Origin of the sequence: Planotetraspora thailandica (assembly GCF_016863335.1) — a bacterium.
GTDB classification, from domain to species: domain Bacteria; phylum Actinomycetota; class Actinomycetes; order Streptosporangiales; family Streptosporangiaceae; genus Planotetraspora; species Planotetraspora thailandica.
Map to the genome: position 1 here is coordinate 1 of NZ_BOOR01000138.1, position 524 is coordinate 524.

Annotated in this window: 1 protein-coding gene; it reads left to right on the plus strand. The window is 69.5% G+C overall.

All coding sequences use genetic code 11. The features are described 5' to 3' along the window. Positions 1-524, plus strand: a 524-nt coding sequence (locus Pth03_RS41215; RefSeq protein WP_203949964.1) for a Gfo/Idh/MocA family protein, incomplete at both ends; no start/stop codon positions are given.

A 524-nucleotide genomic window follows, 5' to 3' on the forward strand; every position in this document is an offset into this window, starting at 1 on the left:
TACGCGTTCATGGGGCGTGTGCACTCCCAGGCCTGGCGAAGTGTCGGCGCTTTCTTCGACCTGCCCCTGGCCCCGTCCATGACGGTGCTGGCGGGCAGGTCGCAGCAGGCGGCCACCACCGCAGCAGCCCAACTCGGCTGGGCCGCGGTGGAAACCGACTGGAAGAACCTCATCCACCGCGACGACGTCGACATTGTTGACATCTGCACCCCCGGCGACTCCCACGCCGAGATCGCCGTCGCCGCCCTGGCCGCCGGCAAACACGTCATCGTGGAAAAGCCCCTGGCCAACACCGTCGCGGAAGCCGAAGCGATGGCCGCCGCGGCGGCCGAGGCATCGGCACGCGGGGTGCGATCGATGGTCGCGTTCAACTACCGGCGCGTCCCCGCCGTCGCCCTGGCCCGCCAACTCGTGGAACAAGGCCGGCTGGGCACCATCCGGCACGTGCGCGCCCAATACCTCCAAGACTGGATCACCGACCCCGCCTTCCCCCTGGTCTGGCGGCTGCAAAAGGACAAGGCCGG